This is a genomic window from Metapseudomonas resinovorans (assembly GCF_002003485.1).
GTDB lineage: Bacteria > Pseudomonadota > Gammaproteobacteria > Pseudomonadales > Pseudomonadaceae > Metapseudomonas > Metapseudomonas resinovorans_D.
Map to the genome: position 1 here is coordinate 25,114 of NZ_BDMA01000047.1, position 20,158 is coordinate 45,271.

At 64.8% G+C, this 20,158-nt stretch carries 20 protein-coding genes; 7 read left to right on the forward strand and 13 right to left on the reverse strand.

Going from position 1 to position 20,158, the window contains the following annotated elements:
- Positions 1 to 73: 73 nt before the first annotated feature.
- A complete protein-coding gene (locus MnOB_RS12455) occupies positions 74 to 1,147 on the reverse strand; it encodes a fatty acid desaturase (RefSeq protein ID WP_077524540.1) in 1,074 nt (357 codons plus the stop codon).
- 100 nt (positions 1,148 to 1,247) lie between these two features.
- Between MnOB_RS12455 and MnOB_RS12460 the strand changes: the two genes are divergently transcribed.
- On the forward strand, positions 1,248 to 2,255 hold the full coding sequence (locus tag MnOB_RS12460; RefSeq protein WP_077524541.1) for an AraC family transcriptional regulator: 1,008 nt from the start codon (positions 1,248 to 1,250) through the stop codon (positions 2,253 to 2,255).
- Between the two features lie 181 nt (positions 2,256 to 2,436).
- Here MnOB_RS12460 and MnOB_RS12465 read toward each other — a convergent pair whose 3' ends face one another.
- The gene (locus MnOB_RS12465; protein WP_077524542.1) at positions 2,437 to 3,132 is read right to left on the reverse strand and encodes a Crp/Fnr family transcriptional regulator; all 696 of its coding nucleotides are present in this window, start codon (positions 3,130 to 3,132) and stop codon (positions 2,437 to 2,439) included.
- A gap of 84 nt (positions 3,133 to 3,216) precedes the next feature.
- Between MnOB_RS12465 and MnOB_RS12470 the strand changes: the two genes are divergently transcribed.
- Complete coding sequence (locus MnOB_RS12470) at positions 3,217 to 3,741, forward strand: Mpo1 family 2-hydroxy fatty acid dioxygenase (RefSeq protein WP_077524543.1); 525 nt, start codon at positions 3,217 to 3,219, stop codon at positions 3,739 to 3,741.
- Positions 3,742 to 4,086: 345 nt separating this feature from the next.
- On the opposite strand, the gene MnOB_RS12475 is transcribed toward MnOB_RS12470, so the two are convergent.
- Both MnOB_RS12475 and MnOB_RS12480 read right to left on the reverse strand, forming a co-directional pair.
- On the reverse strand, positions 4,087 to 4,839 hold the full coding sequence (locus MnOB_RS12475; RefSeq protein WP_077524544.1) for a hypothetical protein: 753 nt from the start codon (positions 4,837 to 4,839) through the stop codon (positions 4,087 to 4,089).
- A 120-nt stretch (positions 4,840 to 4,959) separates the two neighbouring features.
- The gene (locus tag MnOB_RS12480; protein ID WP_077524545.1) at positions 4,960 to 5,748 is read right to left on the reverse strand and encodes an MmyB family transcriptional regulator; all 789 of its coding nucleotides are present in this window, start codon (positions 5,746 to 5,748) and stop codon (positions 4,960 to 4,962) included.
- 124 nt (positions 5,749 to 5,872) lie between these two features.
- On the opposite strand from MnOB_RS12480, the gene MnOB_RS12485 reads away from it, so the two are divergent.
- A complete protein-coding gene (locus MnOB_RS12485; protein ID WP_077524546.1) occupies positions 5,873 to 6,274 on the forward strand; it encodes a hypothetical protein in 402 nt (133 codons plus the stop codon).
- 40 nt (positions 6,275 to 6,314) lie between these two features.
- On the opposite strand, the gene MnOB_RS12490 is transcribed toward MnOB_RS12485, so the two are convergent.
- The 7 genes from MnOB_RS12490 to dibA all read right to left on the reverse strand — a co-directional run bounded on the left by MnOB_RS12490 (position 6,315) and on the right by dibA (position 13,607).
- Positions 6,315 to 7,067 carry a sulfite exporter TauE/SafE family protein gene (locus MnOB_RS12490; RefSeq protein ID WP_077524547.1) on the reverse strand — a complete coding sequence of 251 codons (753 nt, stop codon included), beginning with the start codon at positions 7,065 to 7,067 and terminating at the stop codon, positions 6,315 to 6,317.
- Between the two features lie 301 nt (positions 7,068 to 7,368).
- Positions 7,369 to 8,358 carry a sulfate/molybdate ABC transporter ATP-binding protein gene (locus MnOB_RS12495; protein ID WP_077524548.1) on the reverse strand — a complete coding sequence of 330 codons (990 nt, stop codon included), beginning with the start codon at positions 8,356 to 8,358 and terminating at the stop codon, positions 7,369 to 7,371.
- Between the two features lie 5 nt (positions 8,359 to 8,363).
- Positions 8,364 to 9,236, reverse strand: coding sequence for a sulfate ABC transporter permease subunit CysW (cysW, locus tag MnOB_RS12500; RefSeq protein WP_077524549.1), 873 nt, complete (start codon positions 9,234 to 9,236; stop codon positions 8,364 to 8,366).
- A 10-nt stretch (positions 9,237 to 9,246) separates the two neighbouring features.
- Positions 9,247 to 10,065: a sulfate ABC transporter permease subunit CysT gene (gene cysT / locus MnOB_RS12505; RefSeq protein ID WP_077524550.1), complete on the reverse strand. Its 819-nt coding sequence runs from the start codon at positions 10,063 to 10,065 to the stop codon at positions 9,247 to 9,249.
- 128 nt (positions 10,066 to 10,193) lie between these two features.
- Positions 10,194 to 11,192 carry a sulfate ABC transporter substrate-binding protein gene (locus MnOB_RS12510; protein ID WP_077524551.1) on the reverse strand — a complete coding sequence of 333 codons (999 nt, stop codon included), beginning with the start codon at positions 11,190 to 11,192 and terminating at the stop codon, positions 10,194 to 10,196.
- 129 nt (positions 11,193 to 11,321) lie between these two features.
- Positions 11,322 to 11,504 (reverse strand): sulfur starvation response protein OscA, encoded by a 183-nt coding sequence (gene oscA, locus MnOB_RS12515; RefSeq protein WP_077524552.1) that lies wholly within the window; start codon positions 11,502 to 11,504, stop codon positions 11,322 to 11,324.
- A gap of 198 nt (positions 11,505 to 11,702) precedes the next feature.
- A complete protein-coding gene (dibA, locus tag MnOB_RS12520; protein ID WP_077524553.1) occupies positions 11,703 to 13,607 on the reverse strand; it encodes a phosphodiesterase DibA in 1,905 nt (634 codons plus the stop codon).
- Between the two features lie 174 nt (positions 13,608 to 13,781).
- Here dibA and desA point away from each other — a divergent pair, with 174 nt between their 5' ends.
- Complete coding sequence (gene desA, locus MnOB_RS12525) at positions 13,782 to 14,969, forward strand: delta-9 fatty acid desaturase DesA (protein ID WP_077524554.1); 1,188 nt, start codon at positions 13,782 to 13,784, stop codon at positions 14,967 to 14,969.
- Between the two features lie 494 nt (positions 14,970 to 15,463).
- Here the strand turns inward: desA and MnOB_RS12530 are convergent, their stop codons facing one another.
- Entirely contained in the window at positions 15,464 to 15,667 is a 204-nt protein-coding gene (locus tag MnOB_RS12530) for a hypothetical protein (protein WP_077524555.1), read from the reverse strand.
- 89 nt (positions 15,668 to 15,756) lie between these two features.
- Positions 15,757 to 16,722 (reverse strand): LysR family transcriptional regulator, encoded by a 966-nt coding sequence (locus MnOB_RS12535; protein ID WP_077524556.1) that lies wholly within the window; start codon positions 16,720 to 16,722, stop codon positions 15,757 to 15,759.
- 152 nt (positions 16,723 to 16,874) lie between these two features.
- Here MnOB_RS12535 and MnOB_RS12540 point away from each other — a divergent pair, with 152 nt between their 5' ends.
- From MnOB_RS12540 to MnOB_RS12550, 3 genes are all read left to right on the forward strand, one after another.
- Positions 16,875 to 17,936, forward strand: coding sequence for an HlyD family secretion protein (locus MnOB_RS12540; protein ID WP_077524557.1), 1,062 nt, complete (start codon positions 16,875 to 16,877; stop codon positions 17,934 to 17,936).
- Entirely contained in the window at positions 17,936 to 18,964 is a 1,029-nt protein-coding gene (locus tag MnOB_RS12545) for a DUF2955 domain-containing protein (protein ID WP_077524558.1), read from the forward strand. Before MnOB_RS12540 ends, MnOB_RS12545 begins: the two co-directional genes overlap by 1 nt.
- 75 nt (positions 18,965 to 19,039) lie before the next feature.
- Entirely contained in the window at positions 19,040 to 20,011 is a 972-nt protein-coding gene (locus MnOB_RS12550) for a GGDEF domain-containing protein (RefSeq protein ID WP_077524559.1), read from the forward strand.
- The last annotated feature ends 147 nt before the right edge of the window (positions 20,012 to 20,158 follow it).

Sequence of the window (20,158 nt, forward strand, 5' to 3'; positions counted from 1 at the left end):
GTGCTCGGGGAAGGCGCGCGCCCAGGGGCGCGCGGTGTCGCGATCATAGGGGCGGCAGTGCGTCGCCCGGGCCCTATCCAAGGGTGGGTTGGGCCGGTTGTTCGGCTACCTGCCCCTTCGGGTTCCAGCGGTTGGCGCGGGCGAAGGTGCCGAAGTCATTGAAGCGCACGCCCATCTCGCGCATGACCCGGTGCGCCACCGGCGCCGTCAGCTGACGGATGTAGAAGGGTTCCTTGACCACGAAATGGTGGATGGCGTGGGTGCTGCCGAAGTTGAAGCAGAACGCCTGGAGCGGCCACATCCACCAGGGATTGAGCACCTGCGTCTGCTGGATCACGTTGCCCAGTTCGACATCGCCGTAGTAGTGCATGTTGGAACTGACGAAGTGCAGGCAGAAGGTGCGCAGCACGTTAGGGCCCACCAGCACCACCACCGCGATGTTGACGATGTTCATCGCGTCCAGGGTGCCCGCCGACCAGGCGATGGGCGCATTCAAGGCCCAGGCCAGGGTGTCGAGGGCGTGGAAGCCGACGAACACGTACCAGGTGCCCCAGTTCAGCAGCGCCAGCGGTGCGTAGACCTTCAGGGTGCGCCAGAGGATGCTGCGTTTCTGCGCCCAGGTCTTGGCCCGGCCCATGCGGATCAGCGAGGACATCACGTTGTCGCCCACCATCAGCAGGCGCGCCAGGCCCCAGGGTTCGCCGTTGGTGATGGCGCGTTCCTCCAGGTCGGTCTCCGTGCCCGAAACCTTGTGGTGGTTGAGGTGCAGGTGGCGGCGGACCCAGGGGTTGATGGTGCTCGGCCGCGCCATCCAGACCAGCGCCATCATCAGGTTGTGCGGCACCTTGCGCTTGCGGAAGTACATGCTGTGGATCAGGTCGTGCTCCAGCTCGTGGGTCAGCGAGGCGAAGAAGGCGTTGAGCAGCAGGCAGGCCCACCAGGCGATCTGGTCGTTCAGGTAGAGCAGGGCGGAGCCCAGCATGCCAGCCAGGGCGAAGGCGAGAATGCCGGCGCCGATGGCGTCCTGGTGGTTCAGCACGGGGTAGCGCTGGCGCAGCTCATTGCCGCGGGCCATCACCACTTCACGAATATGGGCTGATCGCTGTTGGTCATTCAGCGAGCGGGGGCTTGCGGGCTTGGCGGACATGCTTCCATCCTCTTATTGGAGATGGTTCTACTGTGCCGTTCCGGGCTGCCGTCGCGCCCGACCGAGCACGCCAACCTGTTGACCGGAAACGCCAACCTGCATGAGCGAACCCACCACCCTCGCCAGCTGGACCCGAGCCCTGCGCAAGCAGCTGGACGCGCTCGGCCTCGACAGCGCCAACCTGTGCCGGCAGGCGCAGCTCGACCCGGCGCTGATGGACGACCCCAACGCACGCTATCCCCTGTCTGCCACCACCCGACTCTGGCAACTGGCAGTCGAGGCCAGTGGCGACCCGGCGCTCGGCCTGAAGATTTCCACCTTCGTCAGCCCCACCACCTTCCACGCCCTGGGCTACGCGCTGGTGGCCAGCGCCAGCCTGCGGGAAGTGTTCGAGCGCGTCGTGCGTTATCACCAGGTGGTCAGCGACGCGCTGGAGCTGGAGCTCAGCCGTGACGGCAAGCGGTACCTTTTCCGCCTGCGGGTGCGTGACGACGGCATCGAGCCGGCGCCGGAAGCGGTGGATGCCTTCGCCGCGATCTACGTGCGTACCTGCCGCAACCGCATCGGCCGCAACTATGCGCCGCTGGCCGTGCACCTGCGGCGGCAAGAGCCGGCGGACCCGCAGCCCTGGCACCAGGTGTTCCGCGCGCCGCTGGTCTTCGGTGCCGAGGAAAACCTGCTGGAATTCGCCGCCGAGGATTTCGAGCGGCCGTTGGAGGACGCCAATGCGGAACTGGCCGAGCACAACGAGGCGGTGCTCAAGCGCACCCTGGAGCAGCTTCAGCAGCCCACCTGGTCACGCAAGGTACGGGCCTGCCTGGAGGCGCAGTTGCCCAATGGCGAGCCTTCCGCCGAGCGCATCGCCCAATCCCTGCACCTCAGCCTGCGCAGCCTGCAGCGGCACCTGGCGGATGAGGGCTGTAACTACGAGCAGCTTCTCGGCGATACGCGCCAGGCGCTGACGCTGGTGCATATGCGCGACCCACGCTGCTCCATCAGCGAGATCGCCTACCTGCTCGGTTTCGCCGACACCAGCAGCTTCAGCCGCGCCTTCAAGCGCTGGACCGGGCAGAGCCCGAGCCAGTACCGGGATGGCCTGCCGCGCTGATCCCGCAGTCGTGCGTGCGCGCCGCCGATCGTTGGGTTTCGTACCTCTACCCAACCTACTTTCCCGATTCGTAGGTTGGGTAGAGCGCAGCGAAACCCAACAACCAGAGTGTTAGGTCTCGTAGGGTGGATGACGCTTCTCCATCCACCACTGCGTGGGCGCCAATAGAGCCTGATTCGCCCTACGGCTTGCCCTGTGCTGCGCGCTTGAGCAGGTCCGGATCGAGAATCTCGATCTCCCCGTAATTCAGGCGCAACGCACCCTGTGCCTCCAGTTCCTTGAGGATCTGGTTGGTGGTCTGGCGGGAGATCGCCAGCATCATTGCCAATTGCTCCTGGGCCAGCTGGATGACCCGCCGCTGACCCGAGAGCCCGCCATAGCCCTCGGCGATCATCAGTAACCGCCTGGCCAGTCGCTGGGGCGCTGGCAGCAGGCTCATTTCCTCCAGGGCGATGAAGGCCAGGCGTAGTTTCTGGCTCATCAGCAGGGCGATGTCGCGCCAGTAGCGGGGTTCGCGCTTGAGCAGGGCCAACAGCGACGTCTGGGGCAGGTTGAGCAAGGTCACCTGGCCTTCGGCGAAGGCATCGTGGGTGCGCGGCTGGCCATCGAAGAGGGAAATCTCGCCGAACCAGTGGGGCGATTCCACCAGTACCAGCAGCGCTTCCTTGCCGTTCTCGCTGATACTGCCGACCCGGATCGCGCCTTCCAGCACCGCATAGAGCCCGCAAGGCGGATCACCGCGACGGAACAGACGCTGGCCGGGTTCCAGGCGACGCAACTGCGCCATGGCCAGCAATTCTTCCTGCAGGCCGGCGGGCAACTGGCTGAACCATTGACCGGTGCGCAGGCGATCGAGGTAGTGCTTGAATTCGGTCATGGTCTTTGTCGGCTAGCTGACAGAGGTTGTCTGGGGCATGACGCCATTATCGGCGCAATTGCCTGCAAACCTGAGGACACAACAATGAAAACCCTCATCGATCAACTTGGCCAGTACGCCGAGTACCACCGTGACAGCCGCAATATCGCGACCCATTTCGTCGGCATTCCGCTGATCGTGGTCGCCGTCGCTATCCTACTGTCCCGTCCGGGGACCGAAGCCTTTGGCCTCTGGCTGTCGCCGGCGGCGCTGGTCAGCCTGGTTTCGGCGCTCTACTACTTCCGCCTCGACCTGCGTTACGGCCTGGTGATGGCCGTGCTGCTGGCAGTGAGCCTGTGGATCGGCGCGGCCCTCGCCGTCCAGGGTACCGCCACCTGGCTCGGCGCCGGCCTGGGGCTGTTCGTCGTGGGCTGGATCATCCAGTTCGTCGGCCACTACTACGAAGGCCGCAAGCCGGCCTTCGTCGACGACCTGACCGGGCTGATCATCGGGCCGCTGTTCGTGGTCGCCGAACTGGGCTTCCTGCTGGGGCTGCGCAAGGACGTCGAGCATGCCGTGGAAAAGCGTGCGGGCCCGACCTGTATTCGGGAGAAGAAGGCCGCGGTGTGATGCATCGAGGGATCTCCGACTCCCCTCACCCCCGGCCCCTCTCCCAGAGGGAGAGGGGGGACTCGCGCATGGCACTCACTGCCCATCCAGCACGGACTGCTCCCTCTCCCTCTGGGGTGAAGAGGCATGCTTTCGGAAGCACTGCTTCCGTTGCCGATGAACGCCTGAGCGCGAAGCGATCAGGCTGGGGCGCAGGGCGGGGCTGGGGTGAGGGTACTGTCCGCCGCCCGGTGTTCCCTATAACTTGCCCTCCACCAATCTTCGCGACTGAAGTCGCTCCCACACAGCGGCAGACCTTCGGCCTGCTTGGCGAATGAATTCGCCCCTACAGGGTCGTGCCGCAAGTCAGGGAGCCGGGGAGAGGTTGCCCAACGCCAGCAACTGCCCACTCATCGACCGCGCCTGGCGGTCCACCATCATCGGCGCGTAGGGCCGGCCGGAGGCACTGACCATCGTGTTGTTCCCGCTGTTCAGGTCGTTCAGTGCAGTCCGCAGGAAACCCCAGCGCGTCTTCAGCTTGGCTAGCGCCGGGTCGGCTTTTTCGTCCAGCGGTGCCAGCTCTTCATCGATGGCGGGCAGCAGACGTCGTTCGTCCTGGCCGATGTAGGTCTCGCCGTTTTCGCGGGATATCTCGAAGGTGCCGATGTAGGCCCGGCTCAGGTACTGGACGTTGAGGTACTCCACCTTGGCGGGCAGCGCCTCGGCCTCGTCGGTGCCGGCCTGGGCACGGGCGGCGATGAGGAAGTCGCGCAGGGCCTTGGCCAGCTCCTGGGGATAGCGCCACGGCACGTCTTCCTCCTTGTGGCCGTAGGAAACGCCCTGGTCGAGCTGGGTAACAAAGGCGTCATGAGCCTTGCGCAGGTCCTCGCTCGGCGTGGAGATGCGCTGGTAGTTGGCGTCCAGAACCTTGAGGTCGCTGCGCATTCGTTCGGCGTGAATGTCCTGGAAGCCTTCCCCGCGATACAGCAGCAGGCTGGCCGTGGCGCGGCTGGCGTGAACCTGTACCAGCTCAAGAGGCGGAAGCTCGGCGGCGAGGAGGGGCATGGCGACGCCCAGCAGAAGGCCGAGCAGCGGGTACAGCAGAACCTTGCGGATCATGGCGAGTGCTCCTGTTCTTGTTGTTCTGAGGAGTCGATATGGGTGCCGGCACAGCCTACTGCGCCGTGGGCTTCACGCTACTACCCGAAAGAATGATTTGTTGTGGGTGAATCGATATTTTCAGATTCCGCCGTGCAGTTTACGCAGCAGCTCGGCGCTGGCTGGGTCGGCGGGAAACAGGGTTTCCAGCCCCAGTTCGGCCAGGGTGACGTCGACCGGGGTGCCGAACACTGTGATGGTGCTGATAAAACTGATGACCCCGACCGCTGTGCGCAACAGCAACGGCACGAGCACCGCTTCACTGGGCAGGCCTTCCGGTGGAGGTGGAGCGGGGTAGCCGCTGAGTTCATCGAACAGGGCCTGCAACTCCGCATCGCCGCTGACTTCGATATCCCGATGCAGGCGCTCCAGCAGATGCGCCCGCCACTGGCCGAGGTTGACGATGTGGGGCGCCAGACCCTGTGGGTGCAGCGACACCCGCAGCACATTGAGTGGTGGTGCCAGAAGTTCCGGTGCCACTCCCAAGAGCAGGGGCGCGACGGCGCCATTGGCCGCCAGCAGGTTCCAGTGCCGGTCCACCGCCAGTGCCGGGTTCGGTTCGTGGGCCTTGAGCAACTGCTCGACCGCCGTGCGTGCGCCGGCCAGCGCTGGGTCGTCGAGCGCACGCTGGGAAAACAGCGGCGCATAGCCGGCGGCGGTCAGCAGGCGATTGCGCTCACGCAGGGGAATCTCCAGTTGCTCGGCCAAGTGCAGCAGCATCTCGCGACTGGGATGGGCGCGACCGGTCTCGACGAAGCTCAGGTGACGCGTGGAAATCTCCGCGTCGCAGGCGAGGTCGAGCTGGCTCAGGCGGCGTCGCTGACGCCATTGGCGCAACAGTGCGCCGACCGGGTGGGCAGATGTATTCATGGCACCGACGATAGTCCAGGGAGGGAATCCCGGCCATTACCTGGCAGGTAATCGACCCGCTGCGGGTTTCGCGGAAATCTGTCGCCAAGCGCCACCCCGGCGCCCCATCGACAGGAGAACCACCATGACTCATCTCGATATGTCCCCGCTGCTGCGCCGTGCCCTGCAAGCCGATGCTCTCGCCAGTGGCGCCATGGGCCTGTTGCTGGCGCTGGCCGCCGGCCCGCTGGAAGAGCTGCTGGGCTTGCCCCGTTCGTTGTTGCTGGGTGCGGGCATCGGGTTGCTGCCCTTCGCCCTGGCGCTCGGCTGGTTGGCCAATCGGGCGACGGCGCGCCGTGGCTGGATCTGGGCGGTACTGGCGATCAACGCCGTGTGGGTGATCGACAGTCTCTCGCTACTGGCTGTGGGCTGGGTAGAGCCGACCCTGCTGGGCAAAGTTTTCGTGATCGGCCAGGCGGTGGCCGTAGCTGTACTCGCCGAACTGGAGTTCTTTGGCCTGCGGCGCTGCCAGGGTGTGGCTGCGTGATGGGAAATCGGCGCCGGCCCGCGTGGCCGGCGCCCATGCCTCAGAACAGGCCGCGCAGGGCCAGGTCGCTGCCGAGCAGCAGCAGGCCGATGAAGAACCAGCGGCGGAAGCGTTCGGCACTGATGCGCTTGCGCAGCCACTGACCGCCGGCCATGCCCAGCAAGGCCGGCACCAGGGCCAGCAAGGAGGCGCCCAGCACCGCCGGTTGCAGCAGCTCGCCGCTGTGACCGAGGCTCACGGCCAGGGCAATGGTGGAGGCGCTGAAGGACAGCCCGAGGGCCTGCACCAGTTCATCCTTCTCCAGGCCGATGGCCTGCAGGTAAGGCACGGCGGGGATCACGAAGACCCCGGTCAGGGCTGTCAGGGCGCCGGTCACCGCACCGATCACCGGGCCCAGCCAGCCTTCGTTGGCCGGCGCCACGGCGAAGCGCACCGATGCCAGCCCGAGCACCGCGTAGACCACCAGGGCGATACCGAGGATCGAGGTCGCGCCGGGCAGGTCGGCGGCATTCACCACCCAGGCCATGGCCCAGGTGCCGACGAAGATGCCGGCGAGCATCGGCCACAGGCGACGCAGCATGGCCAGCGGACTGCTGCCGGCGGCGAGCTGCCAGATATTGGTGACCATGGACGGCACGATCAGCAGGGCGGCGGCCTGCATGGGCGGCATCACCAAGCCGAGCAGCCCGACGGAAATGGTCGGCAGGCCCAGGCCGACAACGCCCTTCACCGTGCCGGCGAGCAGGAAGGTGGCGGCTATCAGCGGCAGGTAGGCAATCAGGGAATCGGCCACGGTTTCACTCCTTGTGTCGGGGCGCAGGATAGCGCCGATGGATACGTGGCCAGTATCCGTATCGCGGGAGGGGGATGATTCGGGGTGGGGCGAAGTATGGAATGCAAGGGGGCTGGTGCACGAGGCTGCCCTCTCCCCCAGCCCCTCTCCCGGAAGGGCGAGGGGAGCCGGTCCTTGCAGCGTTCGATCATGCGTTCCAGATCAAGCAGTGAGTTTCCGGCGATCTCGTATCTGTCAGGCGCGAGTCACCCCTCTCCGCTTTAGGGAGAGGGGACGGGGGAGAGGGTGGCTCGGCTCGGGCTCAGAACCCCGCCGCCTTCTGCCACGCCTTGGGCTTGAAGAACAGCGTCTCGCCACGCACCAGGCCGATCAGGCTGTCGTGGTCCTTCACCACTTCGGCCTCGATCAGCTCGTCCTGGCCGTCCACCTTCAGGGTCACCCGGGTGATGGCGCCCAGCGGACGGATGTCGCGGACTTCGGCGGCGCGGTGCTCGGCCACTTCGGAGCGCGACAGCGAGACTTCATGGGGACGGAACAGCAGGTGCTGGTCGTCGCCAAGGTGCAGGCGGTTGGAGTCGCCGAGGAAGTGGTAGACGAAGTCGCTGGCCGGGTTCTCGTAGACCTCACCCGGCGCACCGATCTGCTCGATCACGCCCTTGTTCATCACCACGATACGGTCGGCCACTTCCATGGCTTCTTCCTGGTCGTGGGTGACGAACACGGAGGTCAGGTTGATCTCTTCGTGCAGGCGCGCCAGCCAACGGCGCAACTCCTTGCGCACCTTGGCGTCGAGGGCGCCGAAGGGCTCGTCGAGCAGCAGGATCTTCGGTTCCACCGCCAGGGCGCGAGCCAGGGCGATGCGCTGGCGCTGACCGCCGGAGAGCTGCTCCGGGTAGCGGTCGGAGAGCCAGTCCAGCTGCACCATGTTCAGCAGCTCGTGGACCTTCGCCTTGATTGCCGACTCGCTCGGGCGCTCGCGCTTGGGCTTCATGCGCAGGCCGAAGGCGACGTTGTCGAACACGGTCATGTGGCGGAACAGCGCGTAGTGCTGGAACACGAAGCCGACATTGCGATCGCGCACGTCGTGTTGGGAAACGTCCTCGCCGTGGAACACGATGCTGCCCACGTCCGGCGTTTCCAGGCCGGCGATGATCCGCAGCAGGGTGGTCTTGCCGCAGCCGGACGGGCCGAGCAGCGCCACCAGTTCGCCGCTGTGGATATCCAGGCTGATCTCGTTGAGTGCCTTGAAGGCGTTGAAGTTCTTGCTGACGTTGCGGATTTCAATGCTCACGGTGGTTACTCCTCATCAGCATTCGACTTGAGACGGGACAGGCGCGACTCGCTCCACTGCTTGAGCAGAAGGATGCACAGGGCGAGCAACAGCAACAGGCTGGCGACGCTGAAGGCGGCGACGTGGTTGTACTCGTTGTAGAGAATCTCGACGTGCAGCGGCAGGGTGTTGGTGACGCCACGGATGTGGCCGGACACAACCGATACCGCGCCGAACTCGCCCATCGCCCGTGCGGTGCAAAGCACGACGCCGTAGATCAGGCCCCATTTGATGTTCGGCAGGGTCACGTGCCAGAACATCTGCCAGCCGTTGGCGCCGAGCAGGCGTGCGGCTTCTTCCTCCTGGGTGCCCTGTTCCTGCATCAGCGGGATCAGTTCGCGGGCAACGAAGGGGAAGGTCACGAAGATGGTGGCCAGGACGATGCCGGGCACGGCGAAGATGATCTGGATGTCGCGGTCCTGCAGCCACTCACCGAAGTAACCCTGGGCGCCGAACAGCAGCACGTAGATCAGGCCGGCGATGACCGGCGAGACCGAGAACGGCAGGTCGATCATGGTGACCAGCAGGCTCTTGCCGCGGAACTCGTACTTGCTCACGCACCAGGCGGCGGCGACGCCGAACACCAGGTTGAGCGGCACCGAGATGAACACGGCGATCAGGGTCAGCTTCAGCGCGGAGAGGGCGTCCGGCTCGAAGATGGCGGTAAAGAAGGTACCCAGGCCGTCCTTCAATGCCTCGCTCAGTACCACCAAAAGCGGCAGCAGGAGGAACAGGGCGAAGGCCAGCCAGGCAGAAACGATCAGGATGCGTCGACCCAGTGCGCTGCCACGGCGGGCGGCGTTGGCGGAGGACGCGGCGGTCAGGCTTGCGGAACTCATGGCGCTCTCCTCACGGGGTCTCGATGCGGCGTTGCAGCAGGTTGATCAGTAGCAGCAGGACGAAGGCGACAACCAGCATCAGCACGCCGATGGCGGTGGCGCCCGTGTAGTCGTACTGGTCCAGCTTGACCATGATCAGCAGCGGCAGGATTTCGGTCTTCATCGGCATGTTGCCGGCAATGAAGATCACCGAGCCGTACTCACCCACGCCACGGGCGAAGGCCAGGGCGAAACCGGTCAGCCAGGCGGGCAGCAGGGCCGGCAGCAGTACATGGCGGAAAATCTGCAACGGCTTGGCACCGAGGCAAGCGGCGGCTTCCTCCACCTCACGGGGAATGTCGGCCAGCACCGGCTGCACCGTCCGTACCACGAAGGGCAGGGTGACGAAGGTCAGCGCCAGGGTGATGCCGAGCGGGGTGTAGGCGATCTTGAAGCCGAGGTCGGTGGCGAACTGGCCCACCAGGCCGGCGGGCGCATAGAGGGCGGTGAGGGCGATACCGGCGACCGCGGTGGGCAGCGCGAAGGGCAGGTCGACCATGGCGTCGATGACCTTGCGGCCGAAGAAGTCGTAACGCACCAGGACCCAGGCCAGCAGCGTGCCGATGATGCCGTTGATCACGGCGGCGGCCAGGGCAGTGCCGAAACTGAGCTTGAGGGCGGCGATCACGCGGGGGGCGCTGATGATGGTCCAGAACTGGACCCAGGTCAGCTCGGTGGTCTTGAGGAACAGGGCACCCAGGGGAATCAGGACCAGCAGGCTGAGATACACCAGGGTGTATCCCAGGGTCAGCCCGAAGCCGGGTATGACCGGGGAGATGCGTCGTGACATGTTCTGTCCTTACTCTGCGTTGGAACGCTTGGTTTTCCGGAGCCGGCCCCGTCGAGCCGCTTCCAGCAAACAGGCCCGATCCGTGGATCAGGCCTGGTTTTGCTCCCTCCCTGGAGCGCTTTCGATCGTTACTGCGCCTGGTAGATCTGGTCGAAGATGCCGCCGTCGTTGAAGAACTTGGGTTGGGCTTCCTTCCAGCCGTTGAAGTCCTTGTCCACGGTCACGAGGTCCAGTTTCGGGAATTGCTTGGCGAACTCGGCCGCGACTTTCTCATTACGCGGGCGGTAGAAGTTCTTCGCCGCGATGCGCTGGCCTTCCTCGCTGTACAGGTACTGCAGGTAGGCTTCGGCGACCTTGCGGGTGCCCTTCTTGTCGACGTTCTTGTCGACCACCGATACCGGCGGCTCGGCCAGGATCGACAGGCTCGGCGCGATGATCTCGAAGTTCTCGCCGCCTTGCTCTTTCAGAGCCAGGAAGGCTTCGTTTTCCCAGGCCAGCAGCACGTCGCCGATCTGGTTGTTGACGAAAGTGATGGTCGAGCCACGGGCGCCGGTATCCAGCACCGGTACGTGCTTGTACAGCTCCTTCACGTATTCCTGTGCCTTGGCGTCGCTACCGTATTGCTTCTTGGCCCAGGCCCAGGCGGCCAGGAAGTTCCAGCGCGCACCGCCGGAGGTCTTCGGGTTCGGGGTGATGACTTCAACGCCTTGCTTGGTCAGGTCGCCCCAGTCCTTGATGCCCTTGGGATTGCCCTTGCGCACCAGGAACACGATGGTCGAGGTGTAGGGGGTGCTGTTCTGCGGCAGGCGGGCCTGCCAGTTTTCCGGGATCAGCTTGCCGAGCTTCTGCAGCTCGTCGATATCGCCGGCCAGGGCCAGGGTCACCACGTCGGCCTTCAGGCCGTCGATCACGGCGCGGGCCTGCTTGCCGGAGCCACCGTGGGATTGCTGGATTTTCAGGTCGTCGCCACCTTCGGCCTTCCAGTGCTTGGCGAAGGCAGCGTTGTATTCCTGGTAGAGCTCACGGGTCGGGTCGTAGGACACGTTGAGCAGTTCGGTGGCTGCGGCAGCCGGGCCGGCGATCAGGGCGCTGGCGAGGGCGGCGAGGGCGAAACGGCGAATCGACATTTTCAAAGCTCCTGGAACTGGAATTTTTTTTAGGTGTTGGCTAGGGCTGTTTAGTGGTGTTCGTCGAAACGCCCTCCGGCAGTCCGGTCGGGCTTCAAGCCTGGTGAGGCTCGAACGGTGTCCTTTGAATCAGTTACCGCGCTGGTTGGGTTGCTGCAGGCGGAATTTTTCCTTGCGTTCGATCTGCACCACCTGGCCGTTGTGCACGGTGATCTCCACCGAGCCGAAACGCAGGCCGTGCAGGGCACTCTGGATTTCACGCAGGATGCTGGCCTCGTCCTGGCCTTCCACGCTACGAAGGGTTGCGCTCATGGTCGTGCTCCTAGAAATGGGGCCCGCGGCGTGGGTCAGGAAGGGTATTCCGCGTGGCGTGGAGCGAATCTTAAGCAAGCGAGGAATATTCTTAAAAATACTATTTAAGAATTTTTATATAACCGAATTGACTTGCGACTCGCATAGCTGCCGGCGGGCCGGTGCGGCCTATGGTTGGCAAGGCCGAAGCTGCCGCCTTCAGGCAGCTGGCCAGAGCCTCTGGAGCGCTTCCACCGGCAAGGGGCGGCTGAACAGGTAGCCCTGTCCATAGTCGCAGCCCAGCTCGCGGAGGAAGCTGGCCTGGGCGTCCACCTCGATACCTTCGGCCAGCACGCTGATGCCCAGGCTGTGGCCCAGGGCGGTCACGGCGCGGGCGATGGCGATATCGTTCTTGTCGTCCGGCAGGCCGCGCACGAAGCTCTGGTCGAGCTTCAGTTTCTGCACCGGCAGCCGCTTGAGGCGCTGCAGCGAGGAGTAGCCCGTGCCGAAGTCGTCGATGGCCAGGCGCACGCCCAGTTCGCGCAGACGAACCAGGAGGGACTCGGCGGCATCCGGGTCTTCCATCACCGCGCTTTCGGTGATTTCCAGCTCCAGGTGTTCCGGCGCCAGGCCCGTGGTGGCCAGCACCCGCGCCACTTCGCTATCCAGCTCGGTGCGGTGGAACAACCGGCAGGACAGGTTCACCGCCACGAACGACAAGGCGTGCCCCTGTTCCAGCCAGCAGCGCATCTGGCGACAGGCCTGTTCCAGCACCCAGGCGTCGATGCTGGCGATCAACCCGCTCTGTTCGGCGATCGGCAGGAACTCTCCAGGCGGTACCAGCCCGCGCTCCGGATGCGCCCAGCGCACCAGCGCCTCGAAGCCGACCAGCTGGTCATCGGCCAGGCGCTGGATGGGCTGGTAGTGGACTCGCAACTGACCCAGCTCCAGGGCCTGGCGCAGGGCGCTGACCAGTTCGACACGCTGGCGCGCCTGTTCGGTCAGTTCCTGGCTGTAGAAGGCATAGGCATCGCGTCCCGAACTCTTGGCCTTGAACAGGGCCGAGTCGGCGTTGCGCATCACCTGCTCGACATTGGCATCGGCGTCCGGGAACTGGCTGATGCCGAGGCTGGCGCTGATGAACAGGTCATGGCCGCCCAGGCGGAACGGGGTCGCCAGCTCGGTGCGAATGCGCTCTGCCAGGGCCGCGGCCTGTTCGGCCTGGGGGCAGTTGTCCCAGAGCACGCCGAATTCGTCACCGCCCAGGCGCGCCAGGGTCATGCCGCCTTCCATCAACCCCTGCAGGCGCACGCCGGCCATCTTCAGCAGCAGGTCGCCATGGGAGTGGCCGAAACTTTCATTGATGTGCTTGAAGTGATCGAGGTCCAGCAGCAGCAACGCGCCGTTCTGCTTCTCACGGCGAGCACGTTCCAGCACCTGCTCGACGCGTTCGGTGAAGAGCAGTCGGTTGGGCAGGTTGGTGAGCGGATCGTGGTGGGCGAGGAAATCCAGTTCATGCTGCGAGCGCTTGATCGCGCTGACGTCGGAGAACACCGCCACATAGTGGGTCAGCTGGCCGTCTTCGTCGTGGATGGCGCGGAGGTTCTGCCAGAGCGGATAGATCTCGCCGTTCCTGCGCCGGTTCCACACCTCGCCGCTCCATTCGCGGCGGTTATTCAGTGCGTTCCACATGGCCTTGTAGAAGGCCGGTGCGTGGCGGCCGGAACTGAAAATGCGCGGGTTTTCGCCCAGGACCTGCGCCTCCTCGAAGCCGGTGATGCGGGAGAAGGCGCGGTTGACGTGGACGATGTGATTGTCGGCATCGGTGACCAGCACACCCTCCTGGGTGCTGTCGAATACGGCGGCGGCCTGGCGCAGGCTGCTTTCGTGGGCGCGGCGGGCATCCAGATAGTCCTTGAGGCGGCGCAGATACCAGCAGGCCAGGGCGAACAGCAGGAGGCTGGTGACCAGCACGAAGAGCAGGCCCTTGGCGGTCTGCAGCTCGTCCAGCAGAACGCGGTCACCCACCAGGGCATGGAGCGCCCGGTCGCTGAACAGCACCCAGAGACTGGCGATGATGAAGTAGGGCAGCACCAGTCGCAGGGCGCTGAACTTTGAACGCATGGGCGCGGCCTTCCTGGCAGGGGTCACACGAGAAGTCGCGCATTATAGGAGCAACCGACGATCGGGGGGCTTCTATCTAAAAGAGAGGCTGGTTTTCTACCGGCGCTTTGTGATAATTCCAGCCAGATTCTCGCAACAAAGCCCCGATTCACTTCACCCGAGGCAACACCATCCATGTGGTACAACGGTTTTCTCGACCTGTCGCTGTGGCAACTGGTGGCGGTCACCCTGGTGATAACCCATATCACCATCGTCGGCGTCACCGTCTATCTGCACCGCTACTCGGCGCACCGCTCGCTGGAGCTGCATCCGGCGCTCAAGCATTTCTTCCGTTTCTGGCTGTGGCTGACCACCGCCATGAACACCCGCGAGTGGACCGCCATCCACCGCAAGCACCACGCCAAGTGCGAAACCGCCGACGACCCCCACAGTCCAGTGGTTAAGGGCCTGGGCACCGTCCTGCGCAAGGGCGCGGAGCTGTACGCGGAAGAAGCGAAGAATGAAGAAACCCTGCGCATCTATGGCAAGAACTGCCCGGATGACTGGATGGAGCGCAATGTCTACGGCCGCTACCCGATTGGCGGCGTGACCCTGATGGCACTGATCGACCTGGCGCTGTTCGGTGCCGGCGGCATTACCATCTGGGCCGTGCAGATGATGTGGATCCCGGTCTGGGCCGCAGGCGTCATCAATGGCCTGGGCCATGCCATCGGCTATCGCAACTTCGAATGCCGCGACGCTGCGACCAACCTGGTGCCCTGGGGCATCCTGATTGGCGGCGAAGAGCTGCACAACAACCACCACACCTATCCGAACTCCGCCAAGCTGTCGGTGAAGAAGTGGGAGTTCGACATGGGCTGGGCCTGGATCAAGCTGTTCAGCGTCCTCGGCATGGCCAAGGTGCAGCGCGTGGCGCCCATCGCCCACCGCGTCGAAGGCAAGGGCAGCCTGGACATGGACACTGCCATGGCCATCCTCAACAACCGCTTCCAGATCATGGCCCAGTACCGCAAGTTGGTGATCGCCCCGCTGGTGAAGCAGGAACTGGCCAAGGCCGACGAGTCGGTGCGCCACCTGTTCCGCCGCGCCAAGCGCCTGCTGTCCCGCGAGACCAGCCTGCTCGACGAAACCCACCAGGCGCGCATCGCCGCCATGCTGGAGCAGAGCCAGGCCCTCAAGGTGATCTACGAGAAGCGCCTGGCGCTGCAGCAGATCTGGGTCAAGACCAGCGCCAACGGCCACGACATGCTCGAAGCGATGAAGCAGTGGATACACGACGCCGAAGCCAGCGGCATCCAGTCCCTGCGCGACTTCGCCGAACAGTTGAAGACCTACTCCCTGCGTCCGGCCACAGCGGCCTGACAACGGAAGTGCCCACAAAAAGGCCGGCAGAAATGCCGGCCTTTTTGCTTTCTGGGGCCGGCGAGGGGCTTTTTCTGTGGGGGCGATTTCAATCGCAAGGGACATCGCAGGCCGAACCGATGGTTCGGTTGGCGAATGAATTCGCCCCTACAAGGCGGGGCTCCGAACTGCCGCGGTGCTGCAGGAAGGGCTCGCTTTCCCGGTGGGGGCGATTTCAATCGCGATGGGCATTGCAGGCGAAACCTGCGGTCCGGTTAGCGAATGAATTCGCCCCCACAAGGCGGAGTTCCGAATTGCTTCGGTGCTGCAGGACGGGCTCGCGCTTTCTGTAGGGGCGATTTCAATCGCCAAGGGCAGCGCAGCTGCCCCTCGAACCGCCCCGCCATTTCCTCCAGGCAAAAAAAGGCCGCTCATCATGAGCGGCCTGAACAGGACGTCGATATAGGAGCTGTCACGCATCAACGTCAGGAGGTGGAGAACAGGGGGGGCAGGGATCAACTGTCCTGGTGAGCCTCGGACTGCTGCTGTTGCTCAGCGCCTTGCTTGGCGATCGCTTCTTGCTGGGCGGCATCGGCACGCTGCTCGGCCAGAGCTGCATTGCGTGCAACAAAGGTGTTGGACTCTTCAGCCAGGGTCAGTTGCGCGAAAAACAGGGAAAATACGGCGAAAACGGCAGTAAAAAGTGCATTGCGTTGCATATCTTGAACCTCTCGGATGGTTTCTTGCGAAACATGGCGCCATCTTAGGGAGGTCAGGAAAGGGGAAAAATAGCGGTTTCAGTGAAGAACTATTTCTCTTTTCGCAACAGTTTCGCGTTGATCGCCCAGCGCTTCGGGTCTTCCAGCAGCGCTTCGTCCTGAGTCAGCAGCGGAGGCAGTTCAGTTTTGAGGAACTCCACCCAGGTCTTGATCTTGGCGTCGAGGAAGCGCCGTGACGGGTAGATGGCGTAGATGTTGCGCTCGCGCAGGCGGTATTCCGGCAGCAGCCGCAGCAGCTTGCCTTCGCGCACGGGGGGGCAGGCGACGAAGGAGGGCAGCAGGCAGATGCCCATGCCGGCCTGCGCGGCCTTGGCCAGGGACTCGGCCACATTGACCTGGAAGCTCTCGGCCGGGAGCACGTTGAATTCGCCCTGCTCGCCGTTGAATACCCAGCTGTCCTCATAGAGTGGGTCCAGCAGTCGCAGGTAGCGGTGATGTTGCAGGTCCACCGGGCTGACGGGGACGCCGTGTTTCTTCAGGTAGGCGGGGGCTGCGCAAAGCACGCTGAACATCGGCCCCAGTACCTGGGCGACCATCTGCGAATCGGGCAGTTCGCGGGCGAAGGTGATGATGACGTCGTGGCCGTCTTCCAGCAGGTCGGGGGTGCGCTGCGAGAGGGTCAGTTCCACCACCACTTCCGGATAGAGCTCGGAGTAGCGCGCCACCAGGGGCGTGAGGTGCTGCAGGCCGAGGCCGGTCATGGTGTGCACGCGCAGGCGGCCGTGGGGCTTGAGATGGGCGCCGCGCGCCTCGGCGGCGGCCTCGTCGACTTCACCGAGGATCTGCCGGCAGCGCTGGAGGTAGCGCTCGCCCACTTCGGTCAGCGCCAGGCGGCGGGTGGTGCGATGCAGCAGGCGGGCCTGAAGCTGTTGCTCCAGCTCCGATACCAGCCGCGAAACCTGCGCGGTGGACAGGTCCATGGCCTGGGCGGCGGCGGTGAAGCTGCCGGTGTCTATCACCCGCACGAAAACCCGCATGCTGTGGAGCGTGTCCATTGTTACCCCTTGTGTAAGGCTGCTTCTCGCAAGTGGGAGATTATCCCTGATTCCACGGTAAATATACTTTGTGCCCAAGGGCGGCAATGGCTGAGCTCTTGCCGTTCCCGTCTTCCCCACCCGCACCTGCTGCGGGTCCCTTCGAGGTACGCATGACTCCGGATCAAAGATTCGCCCGGCGGGTCCAGGCGGCCATCGTCCTGTTCGTCCTGCTGTTCGCCTACTTTCTCGCGGCGGACCTGTGGATGCCCATCACGCCCCAGGCGCAACTGACCCGCCCGGTGCTGCGCATCGCCCCCCGCGTGGACGGCCAGGTGCTGGACGTCGCCGTCAGCAACAACCAGCACGTCGCGGCCGGCCAGGTGCTGTTCCGCCTCGACCCCGAACCCTTCCGCCTGGCCGTGCGCTCCGCCGAGCTGGCGCTGGAGCAGGCCGGGCAGGACAACCGCCAGCTCGACGCCGCTATCGCCGCCGCCCGTGCCGACCAGGCCGCTGCCCAGGCTGCGGCCAGCGAGCTGCAACGCGAGGCCGCGCGCCTCGGGCGCCTGGTGCAGAGCCAGCACGTGTCGCGCCAGCTCTTCGAACAGACCGAAGCGCAGCGCCAGGCTGCCCAGGCCAAACTGAGCGCCGCCGGGGCGCGCATTCGCGAGCTGAAGGCCCAGCGCGGCGATGCCGGTGACGACAACCTGCGCCTGCGCCAGGCGCGAAACGCGTTGGAGCAGGCGCGCCTGCAACTGGAATACAGCGAAGTCCGCGCCGAGCGCGCCGGCACCCTGAGCAATCTGCAGCTGTCCCCGGGCGCCTTCCTGCATGCCGGCAACCCGGTGGCCGCACTGGTGGCGGACGAAGCGGACATCAGTGCCGATTTCCGCGAGAAGGCCCTGCGTTACGTGCGCCTGGAAGACGGCGCCGCGGTGGTGTTCGACGCCCTGCCCGGCCACATCTTCGCGGCCAGGGTCAGCGCCATCGATGCCGGCGTGAAGGAAGGCCAGCTCGACGCCAACGGCGACCTCGCCGCGCCGGCCGTCTCCGACCGCTGGGTACGCGATGCCCAGCGCCAGCGCCTGCACGTCAGCCTCACCGAAGCCCTGCCCTACACGCTGCCCAGTGGCGCCAAGGCGACGGTGCAGCTCTACCCAGGTGACTCGCACCTGGCGGACCTGTTCGGCCGCGTGCAGATCGCCGCCATCAGCATCCTGCATTACGTGTACTGATGAGCCGCAGGACAGCGCTGACGGAAAACGATCTCAGGCAGTGCCTGCGTCTCGCCGGTGGCGGCACCCTCGGGCTGTTCATCTGCAAATTGATGGGCTGGGACAACGGCTCGTTCTTCTGCGTCTACCCCATGTTGCTGCTCGGCCTCACGCCGGTGATCAATGCCCATGTCGTGCGGCAGTTCCTGCTTCAGGCGGTGGTGGTGAGCGTCGAGGTGCTGGTGATCTACGGCCTGTTCGGCGACCGCCCGCAGATGATCGTGCCGCTGGCTTTCCTGGCCTTCTTCTGGCGCTTCCGCCTGATGGCCCAGGGGCCGCTGTTCATGTTCGGCGCCCTGGGCAGCGTGTTCCTCTCCATCCAGCTGCATTTCGCCAGTTACCCGGAAACCCATCTCTACGACCTGGTTACCAGCAACCTCGTGGCAGCGGGCCTGACGGTCCTGATCGCCTGGCTGATGTTCTTCCTCTTCCCCGATGCCGAGCCGCGTCCGCTCCGGCAGATGCCGGCCAAAGACCTGCCCAGCCAGCGCCATGAGGCGGTGCTCGGGGCGACCATCGCCACCCTGTCCTTCATGCTGTTCCAGAGCTTCGACCTGAAGGATTCGCTGTCGGCGCAGGTGGCGTCGATCCTGGTGCTGTTCCCCATGCACTGGAACGGCATCCGCTTCGCCGGCCGCATCCGTGCCCTCGGCACCCTGCTGGGCTGCGCCATCGGGCTGGTGCTGCAACTGGTCCTCTACAGCCACTACGATGTGCTGCCCCTGGTGACCCTGATGTATTGGACCGCCGCGTTCTGCTGCGCGCGCCTGCATGTGTTGGAAGGGGCGCAGGGCATCGGCTTCGGTGCGCTGACCACCCTGGCCATCGTTTTCGGCCAGTACCTCACTCCGCAGCACGACGTGGTGTACTCCATCGCCTACCGCCTGAGTTCGGTGTGCGTTTCGGTGTTCCTCACGCTGGTTGCGGTGTTCGTCCTGCACCGTTTGCTCAACCGTTTTTCGTCCTTCCGTCATGCCAGCCACGCCTGACCGTCGGCTTATACTCCGTCCGCACTTTTGCCTGCCTAATCTGTCGAAGGCAGGTCCTATGAAGGTAGCGGCCGAATGGAAACGTCCCTCGAATCGCCCAGCGAACTGGAAAAACTCACCCTTGCCCTGCTTCACAGCCGGGGCGAGGTCGAACGGCTGCGCGAACGCGAGGTCATCTTCAGCAGCCTCTTAGGCAGCGTGAATGCGGTGCTCTGGGCCTTCGACTGGGATGCCCAGCGGATCATCTACGTCAGTCCCGCCTACGAAACGATGTTCGGCCGTTCCGCCGCCCTGCTGCTGGCGGACTACAACGAATGGCGCAACTGCATCTATCCGGATGACCTGGAGTACGCCGCGCAGAGTTTTGCCGAGGTGCTGGAGAAGGGCGCCATCGAGGCGCGCGAATACCGCATCATCCGCGCCGACGGCCAGCTGCGCTGGATCAGCGACAAATGCTTCGTCAGTCAGAGCGGCGGGGAAGGCCAGCCGACCATCGTGGTCGGTATTGCCGAAGACATCACCGAGAAGAAGCAGCTGGAAGGCGAGTTGCACCGCCTGGCGACCACCGACGTGCTGACCAAGAGCAGCAACCGCCGGCACTTCTTCGAATGCGCCCAGCGCGAGTTCGAGCACTCGGTGCAGTTCGGCAGCCCGCTGGCGTTCATCCTGCTGGACGTCGATGACTTCAAGAAGATCAACGACACCCACGGCCACCAGACCGGCGACCAGGTACTCCAGCGCATCGCCCAGTGCGGCGCCAACACCCTGCGCCGGGGCGACCTGTTCGGCCGCATCGGCGGCGAGGAATTCGCCGCGGTCCTGCCCGGCTGCCCGCCGGAGCTGGCATGGCAGATCGCCGAACGCCTGCAGCGGGAAGTGCAGCGGATGGGCTTCACCGTCGACGGCAAGAGTTTCGGCGTCACCGTCAGCCAGGGACTGGCCAACCTGCGCGACGACGGCAACCTCGACAGCCTCTACGCCCGTGCCGACGCGGCCATGTACCAGGCCAAGCGCGGCGGCAAGAACCAGATCGTTCTGGCCGATTGAGCCTCCGGTGCTCTGCTACCAGGCTTGTGTAGGGTGGACCACGCTTCATCGGTCCACCATGCGAGGCTCGACTGGACACCGCTGGTGGATGAAAAGAGCGTCATCCACCCTTGTATCTCGACTGTCGCCCTGCCAAGGGGTGATAGT